Origin of the sequence: Polaribacter sp. Hel1_85, assembly GCF_000766795.1 — a bacterium.
Lineage (GTDB): Bacteria > Bacteroidota > Bacteroidia > Flavobacteriales > Flavobacteriaceae > Polaribacter.
The window spans coordinates 1,510,705-1,536,929 of record NZ_JPDS01000001.1; the positions used below are offsets into that span (position 1 = coordinate 1,510,705).

Annotated in this window: 25 protein-coding genes and 1 tRNA gene; 20 read left to right on the forward strand and 6 right to left on the reverse strand. The window is 29.4% G+C overall.

Going from position 1 to position 26,225, the window contains the following annotated elements; all coding sequences use genetic code 11:
• Positions 1-124: 124 nt before the first annotated feature.
• Complete coding sequence (locus PHEL85_RS06560; protein ID WP_036822583.1) at positions 125-1,444, reverse strand: ABC transporter permease; 1,320 nt, start codon at positions 1,442-1,444, stop codon at positions 125-127.
• A 4-nt stretch (positions 1,445-1,448) separates the two neighbouring features.
• Entirely contained in the window at positions 1,449-2,378 is a 930-nt protein-coding gene (locus tag PHEL85_RS06565) for an ABC transporter ATP-binding protein (protein WP_036822585.1), read from the reverse strand.
• 180 nt (positions 2,379-2,558) lie between these two features.
• Between PHEL85_RS06565 and PHEL85_RS06570 the strand changes: the two genes are divergently transcribed.
• The 9 genes from PHEL85_RS06570 (at position 2,559) to PHEL85_RS06610 (ending at position 12,320) form a co-directional block, all read left to right on the forward strand.
• Positions 2,559-3,017, forward strand: a complete 459-nt coding sequence (locus tag PHEL85_RS06570) for a MarR family winged helix-turn-helix transcriptional regulator (RefSeq protein WP_036822587.1) — start codon at positions 2,559-2,561, stop codon at positions 3,015-3,017.
• Positions 3,018-3,030: 13 nt separating this feature from the next.
• Complete coding sequence (locus PHEL85_RS06575; protein ID WP_036822589.1) at positions 3,031-5,433, forward strand: 3-hydroxyacyl-CoA dehydrogenase/enoyl-CoA hydratase family protein; 2,403 nt, start codon at positions 3,031-3,033, stop codon at positions 5,431-5,433.
• Between the two features lie 4 nt (positions 5,434-5,437).
• Complete coding sequence (locus PHEL85_RS06580) at positions 5,438-6,631, forward strand: acetyl-CoA C-acyltransferase (RefSeq protein ID WP_036822591.1); 1,194 nt, start codon at positions 5,438-5,440, stop codon at positions 6,629-6,631.
• Positions 6,632-6,655: 24 nt separating this feature from the next.
• Complete coding sequence (locus PHEL85_RS06585) at positions 6,656-8,452, forward strand: acyl-CoA dehydrogenase family protein (protein ID WP_036822594.1); 1,797 nt, start codon at positions 6,656-6,658, stop codon at positions 8,450-8,452.
• A gap of 259 nt (positions 8,453-8,711) precedes the next feature.
• The gene (locus PHEL85_RS06590; RefSeq protein WP_036822597.1) at positions 8,712-8,927 is read left to right on the forward strand and encodes a hypothetical protein; all 216 of its coding nucleotides are present in this window, start codon (positions 8,712-8,714) and stop codon (positions 8,925-8,927) included.
• A 20-nt stretch (positions 8,928-8,947) separates the two neighbouring features.
• Complete coding sequence (locus PHEL85_RS06595) at positions 8,948-9,313, forward strand: arsenate reductase family protein (RefSeq protein WP_036822600.1); 366 nt, start codon at positions 8,948-8,950, stop codon at positions 9,311-9,313.
• 6 nt (positions 9,314-9,319) lie between these two features.
• A complete protein-coding gene (locus tag PHEL85_RS06600) occupies positions 9,320-10,135 on the forward strand; it encodes a 5'-nucleotidase, lipoprotein e(P4) family (protein ID WP_052108467.1) in 816 nt (271 codons plus the stop codon).
• A 103-nt stretch (positions 10,136-10,238) separates the two neighbouring features.
• A complete protein-coding gene (locus PHEL85_RS06605; protein ID WP_036822604.1) occupies positions 10,239-10,625 on the forward strand; it encodes a hypothetical protein in 387 nt (128 codons plus the stop codon).
• A 42-nt stretch (positions 10,626-10,667) separates the two neighbouring features.
• Positions 10,668-12,320 (forward strand): ABC1 kinase family protein, encoded by a 1,653-nt coding sequence (locus PHEL85_RS06610; protein ID WP_036822608.1) that lies wholly within the window; start codon positions 10,668-10,670, stop codon positions 12,318-12,320.
• 33 nt (positions 12,321-12,353) lie between these two features.
• On the opposite strand, the gene PHEL85_RS06615 is transcribed toward PHEL85_RS06610, so the two are convergent.
• Positions 12,354-13,124, reverse strand: a complete 771-nt coding sequence (locus PHEL85_RS06615; protein ID WP_036822610.1) for an RNA polymerase sigma factor — start codon at positions 13,122-13,124, stop codon at positions 12,354-12,356.
• 123 nt (positions 13,125-13,247) lie between these two features.
• Here PHEL85_RS06615 and PHEL85_RS06620 point away from each other — a divergent pair, with 123 nt between their 5' ends.
• The gene (locus PHEL85_RS06620; protein WP_036822612.1) at positions 13,248-13,694 is read left to right on the forward strand and encodes a KTSC domain-containing protein; all 447 of its coding nucleotides are present in this window, start codon (positions 13,248-13,250) and stop codon (positions 13,692-13,694) included.
• 86 nt (positions 13,695-13,780) lie between these two features.
• Here the strand turns inward: PHEL85_RS06620 and trxB are convergent, their stop codons facing one another.
• Together trxB and PHEL85_RS06630 are read right to left on the reverse strand one after the other, a co-directional pair.
• Positions 13,781-14,728 (reverse strand): thioredoxin-disulfide reductase, encoded by a 948-nt coding sequence (gene trxB, locus PHEL85_RS06625; RefSeq protein WP_036822615.1) that lies wholly within the window; start codon positions 14,726-14,728, stop codon positions 13,781-13,783.
• Positions 14,729-14,865: 137 nt separating this feature from the next.
• Positions 14,866-15,951, reverse strand: a complete 1,086-nt coding sequence (locus PHEL85_RS06630) for a PQQ-dependent sugar dehydrogenase (RefSeq protein ID WP_036822619.1) — start codon at positions 15,949-15,951, stop codon at positions 14,866-14,868.
• Between the two features lie 82 nt (positions 15,952-16,033).
• Between PHEL85_RS06630 and PHEL85_RS06635 the strand changes: the two genes are divergently transcribed.
• Positions 16,034-16,108: transfer RNA gene (locus PHEL85_RS06635), tRNA-Pro, on the forward strand.
• A 148-nt stretch (positions 16,109-16,256) separates the two neighbouring features.
• On the opposite strand, the gene PHEL85_RS06640 is transcribed toward PHEL85_RS06635, so the two are convergent.
• A complete protein-coding gene (locus PHEL85_RS06640; protein WP_052108468.1) occupies positions 16,257-16,748 on the reverse strand; it encodes an alpha/beta hydrolase in 492 nt (163 codons plus the stop codon).
• Positions 16,749-17,078: 330 nt separating this feature from the next.
• Here PHEL85_RS06640 and PHEL85_RS06645 point away from each other — a divergent pair, with 330 nt between their 5' ends.
• From PHEL85_RS06645 to PHEL85_RS06685, 9 genes are all read left to right on the forward strand, one after another.
• Positions 17,079-17,513 carry an Hsp20/alpha crystallin family protein gene (locus tag PHEL85_RS06645; RefSeq protein WP_036822622.1) on the forward strand — a complete coding sequence of 145 codons (435 nt, stop codon included), beginning with the start codon at positions 17,079-17,081 and terminating at the stop codon, positions 17,511-17,513.
• Positions 17,514-17,612: 99 nt separating this feature from the next.
• Positions 17,613-18,980, forward strand: coding sequence for an OprO/OprP family phosphate-selective porin (locus PHEL85_RS06650; RefSeq protein WP_036822625.1), 1,368 nt, complete (start codon positions 17,613-17,615; stop codon positions 18,978-18,980).
• A gap of 32 nt (positions 18,981-19,012) precedes the next feature.
• A complete protein-coding gene (locus PHEL85_RS06655; protein ID WP_036822627.1) occupies positions 19,013-19,567 on the forward strand; it encodes a hypothetical protein in 555 nt (184 codons plus the stop codon).
• Positions 19,568-19,569: 2 nt separating this feature from the next.
• Positions 19,570-20,211 (forward strand): hypothetical protein, encoded by a 642-nt coding sequence (locus PHEL85_RS06660; RefSeq protein WP_036822630.1) that lies wholly within the window; start codon positions 19,570-19,572, stop codon positions 20,209-20,211.
• Between the two features lie 5 nt (positions 20,212-20,216).
• Positions 20,217-20,690 carry a CYTH domain-containing protein gene (locus tag PHEL85_RS06665; protein WP_036822633.1) on the forward strand — a complete coding sequence of 158 codons (474 nt, stop codon included), beginning with the start codon at positions 20,217-20,219 and terminating at the stop codon, positions 20,688-20,690.
• Positions 20,691-20,748: 58 nt separating this feature from the next.
• Entirely contained in the window at positions 20,749-22,347 is a 1,599-nt protein-coding gene (locus tag PHEL85_RS06670; protein WP_036822635.1) for an SLC13 family permease, read from the forward strand.
• A 47-nt stretch (positions 22,348-22,394) separates the two neighbouring features.
• A complete protein-coding gene (locus tag PHEL85_RS06675; protein WP_162179431.1) occupies positions 22,395-23,804 on the forward strand; it encodes a hypothetical protein in 1,410 nt (469 codons plus the stop codon).
• Between the two features lie 124 nt (positions 23,805-23,928).
• A complete protein-coding gene (gene cls, locus PHEL85_RS06680) occupies positions 23,929-25,365 on the forward strand; it encodes a cardiolipin synthase (RefSeq protein ID WP_036822640.1) in 1,437 nt (478 codons plus the stop codon).
• Positions 25,366-25,430: 65 nt separating this feature from the next.
• The gene (locus tag PHEL85_RS06685; protein WP_036822643.1) at positions 25,431-26,198 is read left to right on the forward strand and encodes a patatin-like phospholipase family protein; all 768 of its coding nucleotides are present in this window, start codon (positions 25,431-25,433) and stop codon (positions 26,196-26,198) included.
• Positions 26,199-26,225: the final 27 nt, after the last annotated feature.

A 26,225-nucleotide genomic window follows, 5' to 3' on the forward strand; every position in this document is an offset into this window, starting at 1 on the left:
TAGACCGGTTAATATAAAAACAACAATTACAAACAAAACTGTTTTTACATTAATATGTATACTCTCTGTATTAATTATTGAAAAATCTAGAAACTCATTTATCTTTTCCATTAAAAACCTATCCTTAATATTTTAACCATTTGTACAAATCTTTATAAGTTGGTTTTTTACCATACATTAAAATACCTACTCTATATATTTTAGCTGCCAACCAAACCATGAATACAAAGGTAACCAATAATAATGCCATAGATATTGCTAATTCGTACCAAGAAACACCAAAAGGAACCCTCATTAACATAACTATTGGACTAGTAAATGGAATGTGTGAAAATAGCACAGCAATTGAGCCATGAGGATCATTAATAACGGTTGCAAAACCAACATAAACCCCTAAAATTAAAGGCAACATTATTGGCAACATAAATTGTTGTGTATCTGTTTCATTATCTACTGCTGCACCTACTGCTGCAAACAAAGAACTATATAACATAAAACCACCCAAGAAGTAAAAAATGAATAATACAAACATTTTTAATATAGGAAGTTTAAAAATTTCTTGAATAATCATTTGACCTTTATCTCCTTCTGTAGCTTGCTTTACAGCTTCCATTTGTTCTGCTGGAACTCTAGCTGTTTGCATTTCTACCATATCTACTCCAAAAATAGATGAAGCTACAATTGAAATAATAAAAAGTATAATTCCCCAAATAAAGAATTGCAATAAACCTGCAGATGCATTTCCTAAAATTTTACCCAGCATTAGCTGGAAAGGTTTTACAGACGAAACAATAATCTCTATAATTCTACTTGTTTTTTCTTCTATCACACTTCTCATTACTGAGGTTCCATAAATCATCACAAACATCATTAGAAAATAACCTGCAATTGCTCCAACACCAATTTTTAATCCATTTATTAATTTAGATGATTCTTCTCCAGAAAAGTTAAACATTTTTATGTCTGTATTAATTTTAGAAGCCTTTATTTTTTCTAAATCGATACCATAATTAGTTAGTTTTTCATTTCTAATTTTAGTTTCTATTTTATTCTCCATAGAACTCATTACAGACATACCTGGAGAATCTTTAGAGTAAAATTCTATTGATTTTGCCAATAACTCTAAACTATCTTGTTTTGGGATAATTAAAGCTCCATAATAATTCCCTTCTTCAACTTTTTTCTTTGTTTCTTCAACTCCTAAAGCTGTATAATCTGTAAAATGAATCGTTTTAGAATCTTTAAAATCCTCTTTAGAGAACATACCAGAATTATCTACATAGACGATTTTTTTAACTTTTTCGTCATTTTTTTGCATCAGAAAATAAACCAAAGCTCCCATACCTACCATAATAAGTGGACTTAAAAAAGTCATCACTATAAATGATTTATTACGAACTTTTGCAATAAACTCTCTCTGTATAATTAGTTTTAACTTGCTCATTTTCTTAACTGTTTTTATTTACTGCCTGAATAAAAATATCATTTGCACTTGGTATTAATTCTACAAAATGCTGTACTTCTCCTCTACTTGTTAAAAACGATAACAAATCATTAGAAGTATTTCCTTCAGTTAATTTTACATTCATTGTTAAACTATCATTCAATAATTTAAAATCAGCAGGAAAAACTTCAAAACTCTTTCTTAGCTTCTCCTCTACTTCTTTTGGATTTTCAGTTTCTAAACCAACTTGAAATGTATGTGTTCTAAACTGACGTTTAATATCATCTAGTTTTCCGTCTAAAATTTTATTCGATTTATCTATCAAAGCAATTTCATCACACATTTCTTCAACAGACTCCATTCTGTGTGTAGAAAAAATAATAGTTGCTCCTTCCTCTCGTAATTGTAAAATTTCTTTTGCTATTAGTTGTGCGTTTATTGGATCAAATCCAGAAAAAGGTTCATCAAAAATTAATAATTTTGGATTGTGCATTACAGTAACAATAAACTGTACTTTTTGCGCCATTCCTTTAGAAAGTTCTTCAATTTTTTTATTCCACCAAGCAGAAATATCAAATTTTTCAAACCAATATTTTAATCGTTTTTTAGCTTCAGATTTACTTAAACCTTTTAATTGTGCTAAATACAAAGCTTGTTCACCTACTTTCATCGATTTATACAAACCACGTTCTTCTGGTAAATACCCAATTTGTGCTGTATGTTTTGGTGCTAATGCTTCTCCATCTAAAATAACAGAACCACTATCTGGCATTGTTATTTGATTGATAATTCTAATTAATGATGTTTTTCCTGCGCCATTTGGTCCTAACAAACCAAAAACACTTCCTTTAGGAATGTGTAAAGAAACATTGTTTAATGCAGTAAAATCTCCATATTTCTTAACAACATTGTTAACTTCTAATAAATTCTTCATTGAGTCTCAATAATTTTTTTCTGAAAGTTATCAGTAACTACAAACTTACATATTTTATAGGTATTAGTATTCAAAGGTATTAAAACGTTACACTTTAATTTATGTTAAAATTTACTATGCATGCATAACTTTTTTGTAATTTACTATGCATGCATAATAAATTTTTATATATTTGGCGAAATGGAGAAATTAAAATCAATAGATCATGAACTTAGAGCAACTTGGCAAGCTGTTGCAAAATTGTATAATGAGCGAGCTGTAAAGCATGATAGTACTATGGCTACTGCTTTTGTTTTATTAAATATTGATAAACAAAACGGAACTCCATCTACAGCTTTAGGCCCTTTAATGGGAATGGAACCTACAAGTCTTTCTAGAATTTTAAAAACGATGGAAGATAAAGGTGCTATTTGTAGAGAAAAAAACCCTGATGATGGTAGAAGTGTTATCATCAAATTAACAGAATATGGCAAAGAAATGCGTAAAGTTTCTAAAGGTCATGTTATACAGTTTAATGAAACTGTAAGAGATAATGTTTCTGAAAAAGATTTAGCAGGTTTTTTTAAAGTAACAGCAACTATTAATAAATTGATTGCCGACAGAGATATTTATGAAAATATCAACAATAAAGCAGTATAAAACAAATTAACTAATGACTAGAAGAATTAAAAAAGTAGCAATAGTTGGCTCTGGAATTATGGGAAGCGGAATTGCTTGTCATTTCGCAAACATTGGAGTTGAAGTTCTATTATTGGATATAGTTCCAAGAGAATTAAACGACAAAGAAAAAGCTAAAGGATTAACGCTAGAAGACAAAGTTGTACGAAATCGTTTAGTAAATGATGCGCTTAGAGCTTCCCTAAAATCTAAACCTTCTCCTATTTACAATCAAAAATTTGCAAACAGAATTACTACTGGTAATTTAGAAGATGATATTGCAAAAGTTGCAGATGTAGATTGGATTATGGAAGTTGTTGTAGAAAGACTAGATATCAAAAAAATAGTTTTTGAAAAACTAGAAAAATACAGAACTCCAGGAACAATTATATCTTCTAACACTTCTGGTATTCCTATTAAATTTATGAATGAAGGAAGAAGTGAAGATTTCCAAAAGCATTTTGCGGTAACTCACTTTTTTAATCCACCAAGATATTTAAAACTTTTTGAAGTTGTTCCTGGTCCAGATTGTAAACAAGAAGTTACAGACTTTTTAATGATGTATGGTGAAAAATTCTTAGGTAAAACTTCCGTTTTAGCTAAAGATACTCCTGCATTTATAGGTAATAGAATTGGAATTTTCGGAATTCAATCGCTTTTTCATCAAGTAAAAGAATTAGGTTTAACTGTTGAAGAAGTTGATAAATTAACAGGCCCTGTTATTGGTCGACCAAAATCTGCAACTTTTAGAACTGTAGATGTTGTTGGTTTAGACACTTTGGTGCACGTTGCAAACGGAATCTATGAAAACTGTCCTAATGATGAAGCTCATGAGCTTTTCAAATTACCAGGTTTCATTAATACAATGATGGAAAATAAGTGGTTAGGAAGTAAAACTGGTCAAGGTTTTTACAAAAAATCAGTAGTTGATGGTAAAAAAGAAATTTTAACTTTAGACTTAGACACTTTAGAATACCGTTCTAAAAAACGTGCAAAATTTGCAACTTTAGAATTAACAAAAACAATAGACAAACCAATTGATCGATTTAAAATTTTAGTTGGCGGAAAAGATAAAGCTGGTGAATTTTACAGAAAAAACTTTGCTGCAATGTTTGCTTATGTTCAAAATAGAATTCCAGAAATTTCTGATGAGCTTTATAAGATAGATGATGCAATGAAAGCTGGTTTTGGTTGGGAAAATGGACCTTTCGAAATTTGGGATGCAGTTGGTGTAGAAAAAGGAATCGAATTAATGAAAGCTGAAGGAAAAGAACCTGCAGCCTGGGTAACAGAAATGTTAGCTTCTGGTGTAACATCTTTTTATTCAGTAAAAGAAGGAGCAACTCAGTTTTATGACATTCCTTCTAAATCTCAAACGAAGAAACCTGGTCAAGAATCATTTATCATATTAGATAATATTAGAAAATCAAACGAAGTTTGGAAAAACTCTGGTGTTGTAATTGAAGATATTGGAGATGGAATTTTAAATTTAGAATTCCAATCTAAAATGAATACAATTGGTGGTGATGTTTTAGCTGGAGTTAACAAAGCAATTGATTTAGCTGAAAAAGATTTTCAAGGTTTAGTTATTGGTAATCAAGCTGCAAATTTCTCTGTAGGAGCAAATATTGGTATGATTTTTATGATGGCTGTAGAACAAGAATATGATGAGTTAAATTATGCAATTAAATATTTCCAAGACACAATGATGCGTATGCGTTATTCTGCAATTCCTACAATTTCTGCACCTCATGGAATGGCTTTAGGTGGTGGTTGTGAAATATCACTTCATGCAGATAAAGTTGTTGCAGCTGCAGAAACTTATATGGGATTAGTAGAATTTGGAGTTGGTGTAATTCCTGGTGGAGGTGGTTCTAAAGAAATGGCTTTAAGAGCTTCTGATTTATTTCACAAAGGAGATGTAGAACTAAACATTTTACAAGAAAACTTCTTAACTATTGGTATGGCAAAAGTTTCAACTTCTGCTCATGAAGCATTCGATTTAGGCTTACTTCAAAAAGGAAAAGATGTTGTTGTTGTAAATAAAGAAAGACAAATTGCAACTGCAAAAGCACATGCAAAATTAATGGCAGAAAGTGGTTATACACAACCTGCAAAACGTAATGATGTTAAGGTTTTAGGAAAACAAGCTTTAGGAATGTTTTTAGTAGGAACAGATTCTATGAAAGACTCTAAATACATTAGTGGACACGATATGAAAATTGCCAACAAACTAGCCTATGTAATGGCTGGAGGGGATTTATCTGAACCAACATTGGTTACAGAACAATATCTACTAGACCTAGAAAGAGAAGCGTTTTTATCACTTTGTACAGAACGTAAAACATTGGAAAGAATTCAACACATGTTAAAAACTGGTAAACCTTTAAGAAACTAAAATTATGAGCAAACAAGCATATATAGTAAAAGCATATAGAACCGCAGTTGCAAAAGCTCCAAAAGGTGTTTTTCGTTTTAAGCGTGCAGACGAGTTGGGTGCAGAAACCATTCAACACATGATGAAAGAATTACCTAATCTAGACGTAAAACGTATAGATGATGTAATTGTAGGTAACGCAATGCCAGAAGGTTCTCAAGGATTAAATATGGCACGTTTTATTTCTTTAATAGGATTAAATTCTGTGGATGTACCAGGAGTTACAGTAAATCGTTTTTGTTCTTCTGGATTAGAAACTATTGCAATGGCAGCAGCTAAAATTCAAGCAGGAATGGCAAGTTGTATTATTGCTGGTGGATCAGAAAGCATGAGTTCTGTTCCTATGACAGGTTTTAAACCTGAATTAAATTATGATACCGTTAATTCTGGTCATGCAGATTATTATTGGGGAATGGGAAATACTGCAGAAGCTGTAGCAAATCAATTTAATGTTTCTAGAGAAGACCAAGATCAATTTGCATTTAACTCTCATATGAAAGCATTAAAGGCACAGGCTGAAAATCGTTTTCAAGATCAAATAGTTCCTATTGAAGTTGAGGAAACATATTTAGATAATAATGGAAAAAAAGCAACAAGAAAATATACCGTAACTAAAGATGAAGGTCCAAGAAAAGGAACCTCAATTGAAGTTTTAAATAAATTACGTGCAGTTTTTGCTGCTGGAGGAAGTGTAACTGCTGGTAACTCATCTCAAATGAGTGATGGTGCAGCTTTTGTTATGGTGATGAGTGAAGAAATGGTAAAAGAATTAAATCTAGAACCAATTGCAAGAGTTGTAAATTATGCTGCAGCTGGTGTAGAACCAAGAATTATGGGAATTGGTCCTGTAGCTGCAATTCCAAAAGTTTTAAAACAAGCAGGATTAAAACAAAATGATATTGATTTAATTGAATTGAATGAAGCTTTTGCTTCTCAATCTTTAGCAGTAATGCGTGAGTTAGATTTGAATCAAGAAATTGTAAATGTAAATGGTGGCGCCATTGCATTAGGACATCCTTTAGGTTGTACAGGAGCAAAATTATCTGTGCAATTATTTGATGAAATGCGTAAACGCGATATGAAAAATAAATACGGAATGGTAACAATGTGTGTTGGTACAGGTCAAGGTGCTGCAGGTGTTTTCGAATTCTTAAGTTAATAACAAAATTAAAAAATCAAAAAAATGGCAGATTTATTAAGAGGTGGACAATTCCTTGTAAAAGAAACGAACTGTGAAGACGTATTTACTCCAGAAGATTTTTCTGAAGAGCAACAAATGATGAAAGAAGCAGTGATGGAATTTAATGATAGAGAAATCATTCCTCACAAAGCTCGTTTTGAAGCAAAAGATTATGCACTTACAGAAGATGTAATGCGTAAAGCTGGAGAATTAGGGTTTTTAGGAGTTGCTGTTCCTGAAGCTTATGGAGGTTTAGGAATGGGATTTGTTTCTACACTTTTAACTTGTGATTATATTTCTAGTGGAACAGGATCTTTTAGTACTGCTTTTGGTGCACATACTGGTATTGGTACAATGCCAATTACATTGTATGGAACTGAAGAACAAAAACAAAAATATGTTCCTAAATTAGCTACTGGAGAATGGTTTGGAGCTTATTGTTTAACAGAACCTGGTGCAGGATCTGATGCAAATTCAGGAAAAACAACTGCGGAATTATCTGCAGATGGAAAATCTTATAAAATTAATGGTCAAAAAATGTGGATTTCAAACGCAGGTTTTTGTCGTTTAATGATTGTTTTTGCGCGTATTGAAGGAGATAAAAATATTACTGGTTTTATTGTAGAATTTGATAAAGACAGTCCAAATGGAATTACTTTAGGAGAAGAAGAACATAAATTAGGAATTAGAGCTTCATCAACTAGACAAGTATTTTTTAATGATACAGTTGTACCAGCTGAAAATATGCTAGCAGGACGTGGTGAAGGTTTTAAAATTGCAATGAATGCTTTAAATGTTGGTCGTATTAAATTAGCAGGAGCTTGCTTAGATTCTCAACGTAGAATTGTTTCTCATGCTGTAAATTACGCGAACGAGCGTAAACAATTTAAAACACCTATTTCAGATTTTGGAGCAATTAAAGTAAAACTAGCAGAAATGGCAGCCAATACTTATGTTGGTGAATCTGCATCTTATAGAGCAGCAAAAGATATTGAAGATAGAATTGCTTTAAGAATTGAAGCAGGAAATACACATCAAGAAGCAGAATTAAAAGGTGTAGAAGAATATGCTATTGAATGTTCTATTTTAAAAGTTGCGGTTTCTGAAGATGTACAAAATTGTGCTGATGAAGGAATTCAAATTTTTGGTGGAATGGGATTCTCTGAAGAAACACCTATGGAATCTGCTTGGAGAGATGCAAGAATTGCACGTATTTACGAAGGAACGAACGAGATTAACAGAATGCTTTCTGTTGGTATGTTGATTAAAAAAGCAATGAAAGGTCATGTAGACTTACTAGGACCTGCAACAGAAGTAGCAAATAGTTTAATGGGTATTCCTTCTTTTGAAACTCCAGATTATTCTGAGTTATTTTCTGAAGAAAAACATATGATTGCTAAGTTAAAGAAGACTTTTTTAATGGTTGCTGGTGCAGCACTTCAAAAGTATGGTCAAGAAATAGAATCTCATCAACAATTATTAATTGCAGCTTCAGATATTTTAATTGAAATATATATGGCAGAATCTGCAATTTTAAGAACTGAGAAAAACGCAAAACGTTTTGGTGAAGATTCTCAATCTGTACAAATAGCAATGTCTAAATTGTACTTGTATCATGCTGTAGATATCATTGAAGAAAAAGGAAAAGAAAGTATTATTTCTTTTGCAGAAGGTGATGAGCAACGTATGATGTTAATGGGCTTAAAACGATTTACAAAATATACAAACTACCCAGATATAGTAGATTTACGTAACGAAATAGCAGAAAAAGTAAAAGCAGAAAATAAATACTGCTTCTAAAAAAACTCTTGATGTCAAATTGAGTTTGTTGAAGTTGTCAAATTCTTTTTCAAGCTCAACTGGCTATCAAATATTATTAAAATTTAACCTTTATCAATTTGGTTAATGGTTATAGTTAGTTGTTTGTTTAAAAAACCATCATGTACATGATGGTTTTTTTGTTGCTTTTATTTTCAATAGCCTGACTAATATCATAATAATCTTTAATTAATGTACTTATCTTTATAAACACTATTGTATTAATAAAAGATTATTAATCATGAAAAATCTTCAAAAAATTTTAACTCAAATTACGCAACTTACAACTAATATTGAGACTAATTATCCTGAGTTATACAGATCTTTAGATGAAAACCCAATGACAATTCCTTCAATAAATCACCCACATATGGATGCTAAAGTTATGCAGGAATATCTTGAAAGTTTAAAACAATTATTACTTCATCATATAGAAACACATAAAGCAAGAAAGTAGAATAATTAAAAATCGATATTATGGGAGAAATAGCCACATCAGAAAGACAAATTACATTGTTTTATCATTCAAAATCTGTAAGAGCAAAACAAACTTTAGCTTATGCAAAAGCAGAAGGATTGGCTATTTTAGAAATTGATTTATTAAAAACAAAATTAACAGGAACTCAAATTATTGAACTAGCTGAAAGATTAAATATTAATGTTTCAGAACTAGTAAATCAAGAGCATTCATCCTATAAAAAAAATTTTGAACACCATAATTTTTCTACAAATGATTGGATAAAAATGATAAAACACAATCCTGAAATCATGAAGCAACCCATTGCTATTAGAGGTGACATTACCATTTTAGTGGAAACACCTAGTGATATTATAAAAATTTAATTAATAATGAAAAATAGCACTCTTTTTTCTCTTCTTATATTTATTATTTTTATTGGATGTAAATCACAAATAACTCAAGTTAAACAAGAAAATTCAAGAAACATTCCAATTAAAGAACACACAATTCAAGCTGTTTTATGGCAACAAAATGCTGCAGAATACAGAGCTTTAACTTATCAAGCTTATAATTTAGCTAGAATTCAGTTAGATAACATTCTTATAAAGAACGAGTTTAAAAAGCCAATTGCAATTGTAACAGATATTGATGAAACCTTATTAGATAATAGTCCTTATGCTGGTAAACAAGTTGAATTAGATGAAGACTATTCTACAATTAGATGGACAGAATGGGTGAAAAAAGAGCAAGCTAAATCAATACCTGGTGCGTTGTCTTTTTTTAACTATGCAAAAAGTAAAAATGTAACAATTTTTTATATTTCTAACAGATCATCTAAACAAACAAAGGAAACTATTAAAAACCTAAAAGTTAAAGGTTTTCCTTTTGCAGATAAAGCTCATGTAATATTAAAAAACATAGACAATCAAAAAGAAACCAGAAGGAATCGTGTTAGAAAAACACATGAAATTGTGTTATTTCTTGGTGATAATCTAACTGACTTTTCATCAGTATTCGAAAACCAATCTACTTTTCAAAGAAATAAAAGTGTTGATAGTTTAAAAACATTTTTTGGTAGAAAATTTATAATCTTCCCTAACCCTACTTATGGTGATTGGGAAACAAAAGGGATTTTAGAAAATAAATTTAATTGGACAAATTCTCAGAAAGACTCTATTAGACGTAAAAAAATCATTTCTTATTAAGAATATATTTTAACTAAAGTGACTAAAGTCATTTTTCTTTTGATTTAAAATTTAAATCTTTGGTTATTAAAAAAGAGTCATAACTTTTAAAGTATTTACTATTATGAAAAAGGAGGTTATTTACAACTCGAACATGCATATTGAACATGAACAATGGAAAGGAGAGCTTAATTTCTGGAAAGAAGAATTATTTTTTTTAAACGAGAGATTAGATGAACTAGTAAAACGTTGGAAGAAAAAAAAGGTTCTTGAAAAACTAGCAAATTATAAAAATAAATTTACAATTCTTAAATCAGATATTGACAATATGCTTATAGAAATTGAAAAGCATGAAAACGAAATTGCTCCTCAAAGTAAAATAAACACAAGTGTATTAGATGAAAAGCTGATGAAAAACCATGGGGATTTCAGAGATAGTTTAGAGAAACAAAGACATGATTATTCTGATCTCAAGAAAAGTTTTTTTAGATTCCTTTCAAAACACATGTAAGGTTAGTATTCTTTTAAAATAAGACTAAAACTTACTAATAAAATGAAGCTTCAAAGATATAACAAGCTCTTTACAGTACTCACAAAGTATGGGTTTGAAGATATTGTGGCCAATAGTCAGCTAAAAAAAATTGTTCCAAATAACTTTTTAAAAAAACATCCAGATACACAAAAATCACTTTCCTTTTCAAAGTTTGAGCGCATTCGAATGGTTTTAGAAGAATTAGGACCAACTTATGTAAAACTGGGTCAAATATTTAGCAATAGAGAAGATCTTTTGCCTCCCGATTTAATTAAAGAATTGCAAAAGCTACAAGATCATGTTGCAATAGCTAATAATTTTGATATACATAAAGTTATTGAACAAGAACTTAAAATTACTATTTCTGAGCATTTTAAATATATAGACGCTACTCCTATTGCTGCTGGTTCACTTGCACAAGTATACAAAGCACAATTAATTACTGGAGACGATGTTGTTCTAAAAATTCAACGCCCAAATATTATAGAAATTATTGAAGCAGATATTTTGGTTATGAAACAAATTGCTAAAAACCTTCTTAAATATAGTAATCAAGCTAAAGCTTTTCAACCTATGCAAATTGTTGCATCTTTTGAAAAAAGTATTAAAGAAGAACTTCAATTTTTAAGAGAAATAAGTAATATGGAACGTTTTTCTAAGAATTTTGAAGGCAATGAAGTTATTTACGTTCCAAAAGTATATAAATATTTATCTAGTGATAAACTTATTTGTATGGAATTTATAGATGGCATTAAAGTCTCAGAAAATGACATCTTAAATTCTATTAATATAAACCCAGCTATTGTTGCTAAAGTAGGTGTTGATTTGTATTTACAACAAATTTTAGATTTTGGTTTCTTTCATGCAGATCCTCATCCTGGAAATATTTTTGTACTACCAAAAACTGAACAAATTTGTTTTATAGATTTTGGAATGATGGGTACAATTATGCCAAAAGACAAAGAAGCGTTAAGTGATTTTCTTTTATATTTTGTACAAGAAAATGTCACCAAAATTATTACGGTCTTAGAAAAAATAGCAATAAAAACAGAAATTCCAGATTATAAAAAACTAGAATACGATTTATATGAATTAATGGCAGGAGTTAGTAATACTTCTTTGGGAAATATAAAATTAGCAGACACCTTAACACAATTTAAAAGTGTTATGTATACTAATAAAATAGTTTTACCTCATTATTTATATATGTTAATCAGAGCTGTAATAATTATTGAAGGTGTAGGTTTAAAACTAGATCCAGAATTTAATATAACAGATAATCTTAAACCTTATATTTCTAAAATTACAAAAAAACGTTTTAGCTTAAAAAGGTTATTTAAAAAGAATTTAACTCGTTATCAAGACATTGGTAATCTTATAGATAATCTGCCAGAAGATATAGACACAATTCTTAAGAAAATTAAAGAAGGGAAATTAGTTGTAATTCATGAACATAAAGGGCTTAGAGAATTTCAAACAGCAACTACCAAAGTAGCAAATCGTTTGGTATTTGCTATTATAATTGCTGCTTTATCTATTGGATCTTCCATTTTAGTTATTGCAAAAATGCCCCCCTTAATAAATGGTGTTCCTCTTTTAGGTGCAATGGGATTTATTATTTCTGCAATTTTAGGACTCACAATTATTTTTTCCGTTTTCAGAAAGAAACATTAATAAAACCCCATAATACTTGCATAGAAAGTGTTTTTAATCATTAGAATACCTATTAAACAAACTTCTTTGTATTACTTTTTTTGCATCATCTAAAAGTTTTTCAACTTCATGAATAGTTCTCTTTTGGATTTCTGCAATTTCTTCTATTTTTAATTTTTGATTTGTATACAAATAGAAAGCAGTTCGCATTGAAGAAGGCATATTATGTAAAACTAATTCGATATGTTCGTTTACCTTATCTTCACTTAAATCTTTGTCTAATTTTTCTGATAAAGACTTCTCATTATCTTCTACAAAAACTTGGTTTAGACTGTAATCATTATGGTTATAAGAAAGGTCATCTAATTCTTCAATCATTACTAAATCTCCATCTCCATCAGTACTAAATTCTTCTTGCATTTCATCCCATTCTGGTTTAGAAAAATCATCAATATTTTTGAAAAATAATTCATTAAATTCTTCCTCTACAATAACATCATCTAACAATTTATTTGCTTTTTTAAATAACCAAACATAAAATTTACTTTCATCTTCTACCTCTTCAATATTATCGTATATTGTTATAAAAAGTTCATCAATAATATCATCTGCTTTATATTTCTCTTTTGAAAAACGCCCCTTTTTTATTGCTATATTTAATCTTTGATTCACATATTTCCTTAATTCTGGTAAAATTTTTAATACCAATTGATTAAAGGAATATTGATTCTTTTCTTCTTTAAGTTTTATTAAACTAGAAAATGATTTCGTTACAAACAAACGAAACTCATTTTTGTTTTGATAATAGGAAATGTTCGCTTTCATAATAAAATAATTTAGATTTATACTTAAAGATGCAAAAAAGAAAGCATAAATTAAATGATAAAAATCAGTAATAAAACATTTAATATCAGTAGTTTTGCACGCATTTAAAAAAATCAGCTTACAATGAAGCGCATAAAAGAATATAAAAAACTTTTTAAAGTAGAAGGTCCTATTAATTTAAAAGATCTAAAAAAATCTTATAGAGGTTTGGTTAAAGAATGGCATCCTGATAAATTTACTGATGAAGTAAAAAAAGAAGAAGCAGACATTATGAGTACTCAAATTATAGATGGGTATCATTTTTTAGTAAGTATTGCTCCAGAAACTAAAGAAGCAAACTTAGATGCTTATAAAACTACTATTACAGAATTTCAAGTTGCAGATTGGCATCATAAGGGTATGTTATTAGAAGTTACTTTTACAGATGGTAATAAATATGAATATTTTGGAGTTAGTAAAATTCTTTTTGGAAAATTTGTAAACGCAAGATCAATGAACAATTTTGGAAAAAGAAACATTTTTAATTCTTTTACTTATAGAAAATCAATGAAAGCTTCTGTAGCAGTTTAAGAATTTTTCATTTAACAATAGATAAAAAAAGAGATTATATAAAATGTAATCTCTTTTTTTATTTATAGAAAATACTACTTTGTTGCCTATTCTAATGCTCCTAAATAACGTTCTGCATCTAAAGCAGCCATACAACCTGTACCTGCAGCAGTTACAGCTTGTCTGTACTCTTTATCTTGAATATCTCCAGCAGCAAAAACTCCTGGTAAATTTGTTTTTGTAGATTTTCCTTTTGTAATTAAATAACCTGTTTCATCCATATCTAAAACACCTTTAAATAAATCTGAATTTGGTTTATGACCAATTGCAATAAAAACTCCTGTTACAGAAATATCTGTAGTTTCTTTTGTTTGATTATTGATAGCCCTAACACCTTCAACTACATTAGATCCTAAAACCTCATCAATTTCAGTATTGTATAAAACTTCAATATTCTTAGTTTTATTAACTCTATGTTGCATTGCTTTAGATGCTCTCATATAATCTTTACGAACCAATATGGTTACTTTATTACATATATTTGATAAGTAAGTTGCTTCTTCTGCTGCAGTATCTCCTGCTCCAACTACAACTACATCTTGACCTTTATAAAAGAAACCATCACAAGTTGCACAAGCAGAAACACCACCACCAATTAAACGTTGTTCACTTTCTAAGCCTAAATATTTTGCAGTTGCACCAGTAGAAATAATTACAGTTTCAGCTTCAATTTCTTTAGACTCATCCACAATAACTTTATGAATGCCTCCAACTTTATTACTTAAATCTACTTTTGTAACCAAACCAAAACGAACTTCTGTACCAAAACGTTCTGCTTGTTTTTTTAAGTCTTCCATCATTGCAGTCCCGTCTGTACCTTCTGCATAACCAGGAAAATTATCAACTTCGGTTGTTGTAGTTAATTGACCTCCCATTTGCATACCTGTATACATTATAGGCTTCATATCTGCTCTTGCTGCATATATTGCTGCAGTATATCCTGCAGGACCAGAACCTATAATTAAACATTTTATTTTTTCTATTGTATCTGACATAATATTCTGTATCGAATTTTGAACTGTAAAAATAAAGTTTTTTGGTGCTTTTAAAAACGAATGTTTATAAGTTTTAACAATGGAAAAATAGAAATTTAAAATATTTAAACAGAAAGTAATAATAGTAATGATTTTTCTTATTTTTTAGGAAGTAACTTTACAATTCCTAGTTGCTCTACACCAACATAAATAAAACCATCTACACCTTGTTCTACAGAACGAATTCTTCCAATATTTTTTAGCAGCTTTTCTTCCTTAAAAACTTTATTTCCTTTTAAAATACATCTTGTTAAATATTGAAACTTTAAAGAACCTACTAAAAGGTTTCCTTTCCATTTTCCATATTTAGCACTGTTTATAAATGCCATTCCACTTGGTGCTATTGATGGTGTCCAATAATATATAGGGCTTTCCATTCCTGGAATTGAAGTTTTATCTGTAAATTTAGTTCCACTATAATTTACTCCAAAACTAGCTTTTGGCCAGCCAAAATTTTTTCCTTTTTTAATAATATTTATTTCATCTCCACCTTTTGGACCATGTTCATGAGACCATATCTCTTTTGTAAATGGATTTATTTCCATTCCTTGTGGGTTTCTATGACCGTAACTAAATATTGCTTTTTTTGCATTTTTAGAATTTACAAACGGATTATGTTGTGGAATTGAACCATCATCGTTTAAGCGATAAATTTTACCACAATCTTTGGTAATATCCTGTGGGTTTCCATCTCTATCTCCCCTATCTCCAATACTAAAATATACATGATTGTTAGAATCAAAAGCAATTCTAGAGCCAAAATGATAACTTTTTGTACTATTTGGTGATGCTTGATACAATACTTCTTGATTAATTAATTGCCCCCCTTTTAATCTAGCTCTCATTAATGCTGTATTACCTCCATTTCCTTTTCCTAGAGAGGATGCGTAAGTAAAATAAATCCAACCATTTTTTTTATAATTGGGATGCAACTCTACATCTAAAAAACCACCTTGGCCTCTTAAGTATATTTTAGGAACCCCAGAAATTTCTATTTTTTTCCCATTTTTAAAATGAATCAGCTTTCCTTCTTTTTCAGTAATTAATATCGAATTATCTGGAAAAAAAGTAAATCCCCAAGGATTCGTTAAATCAGATACAATTAACTCATATTCTCTACTTTGTGAAAAACAATTAATTACAAGAAAAAAAACAAAAAATAACAGTAAAATATTTCGATTCATTTTATATAAATTAAATGATGAATTTAAATACAATATATAAATTTTATTCTATATTTGCAGTCCTAAAATTGATGACTATTTTCGGGGTGTAGCGTAGCCCGGTCATCGCGCCTCGTTTGGGACGAGGAGGTCGCAGGTTCGAATCCTGCCACCCCGACTTAAATTCAAAAACCTTGATAAATTTTATCAAGGTTTTTTTTTATTTTAAGCAGTAATGAAAATTAAATTAATATAAATCAAATAACAAATTGGTTCAGAATTAAAACAAAATAAATTCCTTCTACATTACTTGTAACTTAATTATATTATTTAATCAGATTATTACTTTTTAACCAATTCACACAAGCTTTTGGCCAAGATTTACTTCTACCGTTTTTTCCTAAACCAAAACCATGCCCGCCTTTTTCATAAAGATGCATTTCTACTGACACATTATTTTTATTCAAAGCCAGATAATATTGAATACTATTTTCTACAGGTACAGATTTATCATCAGTTGCATGTATTAAAAATGTTTTAGAAGTTTCTTTGTTTACACCTAGCTCGTTTGAGAATATTTCTATGTCTGTTTTTGAAGGTACGTTTCCTAATAAATTTATTCTTGAACCTTTATGAGTAATGGCATCGTTCATGGAAATAACCGGATAAATCAATATAGAAAAATTAGGTTTTGCACTTATTTCATCATTATCATACACGTTTTTATTATACTGAGTAGATAATGTTGCTGCTAGATGACCACCTGCTGAAAACCCCATTATACCAATTCTACCTATATTTAAACACCATTTTAGCATCTTAATTTCATCTATCGAAAACTGTCAGGTTTACCTAATTATTTCATAAATCCCTAAACTACAAAAGTTATTCTTAATATATTAACTTATACTCATCTTTTTCAAACAACAAAAACACATCAAAAGAAAAAAAATGTAATAAAAGAAAGTAATTAAGTGATATAAAAAACTTCATTACAAAAGTTACCATCCAACTTTTAAAAAACAAATAGTATTATTATAGAATATTTTCAACAATTACTCCACTCCCCTGACCCAGATCATTTCAGAACTAGCATCTTAATTATAATTTAGACTTGTTAAAATTGTTTAATTTAAAATTATAAAATTATGTCACTAGTAAAATTTAAAAGTAGACCTTGGGGAAATCTTATTACATCAGATTTTTTTGATAAAGACGATTTCTTTGGTAATAATGTTTGGAACAAAAAACTAGACGAACCTGCCTTAAATATTAAAGAAACTGATGAAGCCTTTGAAGTTGAATTAGCAGCACCTGGATTTGCTAAGAAGGATTTTGAAGTAACCATTGATGATGGTTGTCTTAATATTTCTGCAGAGAGTTCAAATTCTAAAGAAGAAAAAGAAGAAAACTATACTCGTAAAGAGTTTAGTTATAATTCTTTTGAAAAAAAACTACATCTACCAGATTCAGTAAAAGAAGAAGATGTTAAAGCTAAATATAAAGATGGTGTACTTAGTTTTAATCTTGTTAAAAAAGAAGAATCTAAGAATCATAAGCCAAAGAAAATTGAGGTTGTTTAAAAACTTCTATTCATTAAAAAGAGGAGTTGGTTTAGCTCCTCTTTTTAATGGGTAAAAACTAAATTTTAAATTATAGAAAACAACAAAAACACAAATGAGATGAAAAATAAACTATATATAATATTAGTAGTAATGATCCTATATAATTTAGGATCAATTGCTCAGGAAAATAAAAAAAATGATTCCATTAGACTTAATCAATATGGTCAAAAAGTAAGTTGGCTTAGTTTACACGGAGAAGTTCAAGAAGGTATTTTAAAGTTTACTTCTGATGATAACAGTTATTCATTATGGTTAGATAATAGAGTGCAATTTGATGGTGCTTTTTTTTCAAATGATGCATTAAATCCTATTGGTAATGGAGCAACTATTCGTAGAGCCCGATTTGCTATTAAAGCAATTATGTGGAATAATTGGTATGCCGAATTAGATTTAGATTTTTCAGGTAGTGCTGTTGAATTAAAAGATGCATATCTTAAATATACCTTTGATTCAGGCGATTTGAATATAAAGGCAGGTCATTTTAGAGAAAGTTTTGGTATGGAAACGACTACAACTTCAAGATATATAACATTTATGGAGCGCTCTTTAGCTTCTAAATTAGATCCTTCTCGTCATTTAGGCTTACAAGCTAATTATTGGAAAGAAAAGTACTTATTATCTGGTGGTATTCATTTTAATACTGTGGGAGATTTAGAAGAATTTGAAATATCACAAGATCACAATAAAGATCTCGGTTTAGATGAAGGATATGCATTTACTGGTAGAGCTGTTTATAGACCTATTATTGAGAACGAAAAAGTATTGCACTTTGGTATTGCTGCTACTTATAGAACTCCACAAACGACTGCAGAAGTACCACACTCTTTTAGATACAGCACTCGATCTCATTCCTCAATAAATAGAAAAAAATATATTGATACTGATGATATCTTAAATGTGGATTACCAAACAATGTTTGATTTTGAATTAGCTGGAGCTTACAAAGGCTTCATGTTTCAAGGAGAATATAAACTCATAAATATTAGTAGAATAGATGATTTATCAACAATAAATTTTGATGGATTTTATGCACAAGCTGGTTACTTGCTTTTTGGAGGAAAATATAACTACAATAAAACAGAAGGTGAGTTTACAAGAATTACTAGAGGAAAAGAGTATGGAGACTTAGAGCTTGCTTTTAGATATGATTTTGTAGATGCAAATGATTTTGATGCAGCAGTTTATGGTGGATCGGCAGAAGGATATACTTTAGGTCTAAATTATCACTTTAATCCGAATGTAAAATTTATGTTGAATTACGCCTACAATAACAATGATAGATATGCTAATGGAAAAGGGAAATTATATGTAGGTTACGATGTTGATGGAAACCTATCAACAGATCCTTCAAAAATTACAGAAACAGAAGGTAATGCAGGAGATGATTTTGGTATGGTATCAATGAGATTAGAAATTGACTTCTAATCAAAATTAATAATATTTAAAACTATATAAAAATGAAAAATTTAAATTATTTCATACTATTCATAATAACTTTAATAGCAACTGTAAGTTGTGTTGAAGATAAAGTTCTAGAAGATACAGACCCTGATAACACTTACGATGCAGTTGTTAATCTTACGGTTAATTCTACAGATAGTCCTTTAACTAAGATTACTTTTCCATCAAATCCGGTTCCAGAAACAGACATTAATGTTGTGCTAGTTTATGCAAGTACAGAAACTATTGAAGAAGCACGTATTTATTTTGCAGTTGGTGACACTCCTGAGTATGTAAAAGCGAATAAAGTTTCAGGTGAAGATGATGCTTCATTTACACAAACCGGAGTTACAATTAACCTAAAAGAAGTAAGTACAGATTTGGGATTATCATTAAGTGAAACAAGTGCAAAGGTCTCTTTCTATATTCGTATTGCTACAGATACAGCAGAATATTATTATTCAAATGATGGGTCAATGTATTTAGATGACACTCCAGGAGGAGGATCTACAGATGAATCAGATGATTTTAAAGATAATCCAGCACTTTGGAACGTATATAATGTTCAATAATTATGTCTAAAACAGTAATGAAAATTGGAGAGCAATCTAAACCTAGATTTGAGTTTAGAACCTTTGGCCACAATTTTGATAAATCAGCTAAATTAATGGCGCAATTGTCTGTTCCTGTTCCTGAAAAGGTAAGAGAAAGAGAATCTGATGAAATTTATATCCTGTCTAAAACAAATAATATAAATAATACCAAGATTCGAAATGGTAAAATGGATATTAAAACCTTTGTGCAAACCATTGATGGTTTAGAACAATGGAATCCGTTGATGAAAGCGGAGTTTCCTATTACTAAAGAAGTGTTGGAGAAAGAAGTTTTCCCTGCCTTTCAGGTAGACACTCCTTTATTAATACAAGGTCTCTATACGCTCAAAGAGTTTTTATCAATCGTTGTTGAGCATTCAAAGTTGAAAGCTATTAAAGTTCATAAAAAACGTTTTGGTTACATGGTTAACGATACAATTTGTGAAGTTGGTCATATTCTAATTAACGGCGTAAAAGTTGTTTCTATTAATTCTGAATCAACTGAATTAAATGATATAAAAAAGACAATCTCAGATTTAGAGTTAGAAGGTGTAGAAAACATCAATTATCTACAAGCAATTAAACGAATTATAGGATGGATTGACAAACCTTTATCAAATTAAAAAGTATGAAAAACAGAGAGATAGAAAGAAAATTTTTAGTAAAAAACAACACTTTCAAAGACCAATCAGTTCAACAAATGAGAATAACTCAAGGTTATTTATCATCAGTACCAGAAAGAACAGTTCGTATTCGCATCAGAAATAATAATGCTTTTATTACAATTAAGGGAATTGGTAACGAATCGGGTGCATCACGCTTTGAGTGGGAGAAAGAAATATTAGTTGATGATGCAAAACAGTTATTAGCTATTTGTGAAAAAGAGCTTATTGATAAAACTCGTTTTAATGTAAAATTTGGCGGTTATACTTTTGAAGTAGATGAGTTCTATGGTAAAAATGAAGGTTTAATAATTGCTGAAATAGAATTATCATCAGAAAATGAGGTTTTTGAAAAACCAGATTGGTTAGGTAAAGAAGTTACAGGTAAGGTAGAATATTACAATGCTATGCTTATGAAAAAACCTTTTAAGGAGTGGTAAAGTAAGATCCAATTAAGACTATTTCAATGTCGCCTTTTTCAATTATAAATAGCAAAAAATGCAAGAGAAAATAAAAAAAGAAGCGTTTGATGTTCTAGACATGAAGAATTATAGAATGGAGAAACTCCCAATAAGGGAAAAATCTAAATTCGAAAATTTTTTAATGCAAATAGGTGCACCTTTAGCCATCATTTCATTTTTACTTTTAATGTTCTTTGTTGAAGTTCCATTTTTAAAAAATATTGATGTCAATACACTAAGTGAAAGCGGAAAAGCGAACTTCAATTCTATAGGGTTGCAACAATTTATCTATTCTAACAAAGCAATGCTTGCGATTTTTACGGCATCTTTAATTTTATGGGTTACAGAGGCTATACCCAATTATTTAACTTCATTAATACTCATAATTGCATTAGTATTAACCAAAGTATTGCCTGAAGAGGTTGCTTATGCGCAATTAGGCCATAAAATAATGTGGTTAAATATATTGTCTTTTATTTTGGCAAGTATGTTAGTAGCAACTGGTGTAGCAAAACGATTTGCATTGTGGTTCATTCTTAAATTTGGTAAAAATTCGTCAACTATTATGCTAAGCTTTATGGTGATTAACATTGTTCTATCCTTATTTATTTCTGCTACCACAGCTAAAGCTGCAATTTTACTTCCTATAATGATGGTGGTTGCAGCAGTGTATGGAGCATCAAAAGGAGATCGAAATAATTTTGGACGGAATTTAATTCTCCAAAATTTATTTCAAATAAATATGGGTGCATCTTCATTTTTAACTGGATCTGGAGCTAATTTATTAGCGGCATCTTTAATTGGAGGTGCCATTGGTTCTGATATTTTTTTTTCACAGTGGATGATAGCCTCTTTTCCTGTAGCATTAGGATTAATGATGATAGGTTGGATTATTGGTACAAAAATTATTTTTCCAATACCTAAAAATGAACGTTTACCAAATATTTCTGGTGGTATGGAAAGCTTAAAAAAGGAATTGAATTCTATGGGTTCATTTTCTTTTAACGAGCTAAAATCTGTTGTAATTTTTGGACTTATTTTAGGTTTTTGGGTTACAGATAAATGGCATGGAATTAGTCCTACAGCAGTTGCATTTGTTGGAGCTATAATTGCATTAATGCCTAAAATAGGAATCATAAAATGGAATGATGTTGATATACCTTGGCACTTATTATTATTCTCTGCTGGTGCATATACTTTGGGAGCAGGTTTTAAAGTAACTGATTTGCCTTCAATTTCTGTAAATGCATTTTTTGATGCAGTAGGTTTTGGAGATTCAACTCCTTTTTGGGTTCTATATATAGTTTTAACTGGACTCATGGTATTTAGCTCATTATTTATGCAATCTAAAACCATGAGAACAATGATCTTTATTCCTATTGCGATAGGTGTTGCAACTCGTTTTGGTTTTGAAATTGTTAGTTTGGCTTTACCAGTGGCCTTTTTAATTGAGCACGTTTATGTATTACCCTTTAACAGCAAACCTGCATTGTTACTTTATTCTACCAATCACTATAGCATGACAGATGCTTTTAAATTTGGTATTTCTATGCAAACTATTGCATGGGTTATTTCTATTTTAATGGCAATGACCTACTTTAAATGGCTGGGCATTACTCCAAATGGTTTATTTTAATATGGATGCTTAAAAAAACTATAAAAATACATGACAAGTTTTCAATTGTGATTAACGTTACGTATGATAAAATTTTCAAAAGAAAAATATCAGAATATACTTCAATCACTTATTTATTTTTCCCTGATAGTTTAAACATCAATAATAATACATATCCAAGTACAAAATTTTATAATGATGTAAGGCTATTTATAAAATACAATACACCAAATTATAAGATAAATGAAATCATTGAAAAGGCAGATTCTCCTTTGGTAAAATTAGAAAAACAAACTAAAAAATTTATTAAAAACAACTCTACTAAAAATAGCTTATTATATGAAGACCAGGTAAAAATGTTTGCATCAATCTTTAGTAGTTTATTAAGTAAACAAACAGATAAATTTCTTACCATTCAAAAATTAAGTTTTATTAAAATTGATGATTATTTAGATATTATTTCTAAAATACTGACAAAATACAGAGTATTAGTTGACAAAACAGCAACTTCTTCTTTACATTTAGATAGTAAAAGATTTATTTATTATGCAGATGAGCACATAAGTAATGTAGTAGAATTACAAATGACACGTTTATATAATTATTTACAAGATCAATTCTCTGAAAAAGAACTTATTTCTATTATTAAAATAATAGATTTTGAACAGAAATATAAAAAAAAGAAAGCTTACAGCTCTCCTAAAGATAAATCTATTCGTTCTGAAGAGTTATTGTATAAACGAAATCAATTAAAAAAATATATTGATAGTGTATTCTTTTTAAAGCAAGAAATACGTAAAGATGGTACCGTTCTTGAGCAAACTTTATTAGCTATTTCAGCAGGATTTGCAATGGTTTTTTCTACAGGAATCGCCTTTTATTTCCAACAGTATTATGGTAATTTTACTACTCCTTTTTTTATTGCTTTAGTTGTTGGTTATATGTTAAAAGACAGAATAAAAGGTGTAATGAGTATGTTGTTTGTAAGCAAATCAAGTAGTCTTTTTTACGATTATAAAATAAAAATAACCAATTCATTAGATAAAAAAATCGGGCTTTTTAAAGAGAGTTTTGCTTTTATCCCCTTCAATAAATTAGGTTTAGCCATTACAAAATATAGATTTAAAGATAGAATTATTAATACAAAATCATTGAGAGAACAAATTATTCAGTATAAAAAAAAGGTAATTATATATCCAGAAAAATTTGGGAATGATTTACCTGACGAAGATATTGTTAGCTTAACTGATATTACACGATTTAATTTTCAAAGATTTATCCAATATATGGATGACCCCGAAAAAGATTTTATATTGGTAAAAAAAGGAGAAATTCATAATAAAGTAGCTGACAAAGTTTATCCTATTAATATTATTCAAAAATACTTTACCAAAGAAGGAATTGAATTTAATCGTTTTAGAATTATAATGAGTAGAAACGGAATAAAGCGAATTGAAAAAGTATCAATATTTGACTAATTAGCTTCTTTAATAATTTTTTCTTAATAATTCTATCCAAAAAAAAAGTGAATGATTCATCTCATTTTACATCCCAAAATAAAGTGTTATTTTTAAAACTATTGAAAGAGACTAACATTAAACTATGACAGTAGCACTTATTTTATATTTTCTTTTGGCAATTGTATTAATGTTTCGGTTATTACTCTATGGCATAAGACCAACAAAAACCTTGGCTTGGTTATTGGCTATTTTCACGATTCCAATAGGTGGAATTCTTTTTTACTTTATTCTGGGTAGAAACAGAAGAAAGAACAAATTTTATCAACTTAAAAAAACCAAGGAAATAACTCAATACTACGCTAAAGTAGATGATTATTATAATACTTTAGATAAAAGTAAAGAGAGCAACATTCCAACCGTTATTAAAGAGCATATTAAATTAGCAAAACTAATAACCAAAGGATCGAAGTTTATACCAACTCATAACAATGAATTAATTCCATTAAAAAATGGAAAAGCTACTTTTGAAGCTATTTTTACAGCTTTAAAAAAGGCTAAGAATTTTATTCACATTCAGTATTATATTTTTGAAGAAGGTAATTTAGCTGAAAAATTCAAGGAAATATTAATCGAAAAGGCAAAAAAAGGTGTCGAAATACGTTTTCTATACGATGCTTTAGGAAGTAGAACATTAAGTAATAAATACTTAAAAAGTCTAAAAGAAGCTGGAATACAGGTTTACAGCTTTCTACCAATGCGCTTAGGTAAATTCTTATCTTCTATTAATTATAGAAATCATCGAAAAATTATTATTGTTGATGGTATTATTGGTTATACAGGTGGAATTAATGTTTCAGACAAATACATAACAGGTGATGCTGTTTTAGGTAATTGGTACGATATGCATTTACAACTAAAAGGTAGTGTAGTAAATAGTTTACAAGCTGTTTTTGCTTTAGATTGGAGTTTTGCTAGTGGCAACGATAGCTTGTTAAATATTAAATATTTTTTAGAAAACTCAACACCAGGTAAATCAACTGCACAAATAGTAGCTAGTGGTCCTGATTCTGATTTCTCTTCTATACATCAGCTTTATTTTTCAATAATTAATAGCGCAAAAAAGTATGTTTATATTACCAATCCATATATAATTCCTGGAGAAGCTATAAAGGAATCTTTACAAGTTGCAGCAATGAGTGGTATAGATGTTAGGCTCTTACTCTCTGCTAATTCTGATAGTTTTTTAGTAAAATGGAATGTACGTTCTCATTTTGAAAATTTATTAGAATCTGGAGTTAAAATATATTTATATCCTGATGGTTTTTTACATAGTAAAGTTATAATTTCTGATAATGAATTAACTTCAATAGGAACCGCAAATCTAGACATAAGAAGCTTTGAACAAAATTACGAAGTAAATACCTTGATTTATGATAGTCAAATTACATCATTATTGAAACAAGATTTTTTAAAAGATTGTAAAAAAAGCAATAAGATAAATTATCAAGAATATCTTAAAAGACCTAAAACTGACCGCTTAAAAGAAGGTCTTGCAAAAGTTTTTAGTCCTGTTTTATAATGAACTGACGATAGTCATTCTCTATTCAAAATCGACACAATATCTTCGTAAAAATAAATCATATTATGAATATTGGTTTAGTTTTTTCTGGTGGTGGAGCTCGAGGAGCAGCTCATATTGGCGTCATAAAAGCATTAGAAGAATTTGGTGTTGCACCAACACATATTTCTGGAACGAGTGCTGGAGCTATTGTGGGTGCATTATATGCTGCAGGAGTAAATTGGTCTGAAATATTAAACTTTTTTAAAACCATATCTATCTTTCAAACGAATAGATATGCACGAAATAAACCTGGATTCATAAATTCAGAGAACTTTTATGATGACCTCAAAACATATTTTCCTGAAGACAATTTTGATGTGTTAAAAAAACCGTTATTCATAACTGCAGCCAATGTAATTGATGGAACTTTAAAAATATTTAGTAAAGGTCAACTCATAAAACCAATAATCGCTTCTGCCTCTTTTCCTGGTGTTTTCACACCCACGGAAATTAATGGAAAGTTCTACATTGATGGTGGTACTTTAAATAACTTTCCTGTAGAACCGTTAAAGAATAATTGTGATAAAATTATAGGCGTATACGTTAATCCTTTAAAAAAGATTAGCATCAAAGATTTAAAACACTCATATACAGTTGTTGAAAGAGCTTATAAAATTAAAGTAGCCTCAGAATCTATGCTAAAATTTCCAGATTGTGATTTAATTATATACCCAGAAGAATTAATTAATTATGGAACTTTTGACATGAATAGTATAGAAGCCATTTTTAATTTAGGTTATAAAACCACTAAAAAAATTCTAGAAGAAAACGAAAATAAATTCGCAAAATAAATTTGGGTAAAAAACTCAATATTGTAT